Genomic DNA, 737 nt, shown 5'->3' with positions numbered 1-737 from the left:
GGCGGGCGTGGCGGGCCCGGAGTCGTGCGTCGCGTGTGCGGACATGGTGCTTTCCTCTGTTCCTGTTCCCGTACGGCCGTTCTCATACGGTCTGCGACCTGATGGCCATAGCTTTTGTCTAGCTAAGTGATATCACTTTTTCGCGTCATGGCAACCCTGCGGGAAGCTGAAGCGTCGGTTCCAGTGGGGCGGGTGCTCATTCTCACGTCCGATAAGGGGCGATTCGGGGGCCTTCGGTGAAGACGTCGGTGTTAGCTTGCTGAGCTGACCTGCACCCATTCGAGTGACTGGCGAGACGGAAGCGGAGCGGACGGACCCATGGGACGAGCGGAAGAAAGACGAGCGCGACAGCGCGGTGGCCGCCGCNNCGCCGGCTGTTCACCTGGCGGAAGATCCTCGGCACGTTCTTCGCCGTCTGCCTGCTGGGCATCGGCGCCTTCGTCGTGCTCTACCTGGCCGTGGACATCCCCGAGGGCAACGCCGACGCGACGCGTCAGAGCAACGTCTACCGGTACAGCGACGGCAAGATCCTGGCCCGCAGCGGAAAGGTCAACCGCGAGCTGGTGGACCTGTCCAAGGTGCCCAAGGAAGTCCAGAACTGCTTCGTCGCCGCCGAGAACAAGACCTTCTACACCGACTCCGGCGTCGACCTGAAGGGCATCGCGCGAGGTCTGCTCAACACGGTGACCGGCAAGGGCACCCAGGGCGGTTCGACGATCACCCAGCAGTACGTCAAG

The 737-nt window shown here is 63.8% G+C and carries 1 pseudogene; it reads left to right on the top strand.

The features are described 5' to 3' along the window. Nucleotides 1-318: 318 nt before the first annotated feature. A pseudogene (locus CCN35_RS27135) lies at nt 319-737 on the top strand (transglycosylase domain-containing protein); the annotation flags it as partial.

The sequence above is a fragment of the Streptomyces thermovulgaris genome (genome assembly GCF_002155915.1).
Lineage (GTDB): Bacteria > Actinomycetota > Actinomycetes > Streptomycetales > Streptomycetaceae > Streptomyces > Streptomyces thermovulgaris.
The sequence above is the reverse complement of the archived record's forward strand: the minus strand, read 5'-3'. Positions and strand labels throughout refer to the sequence as shown.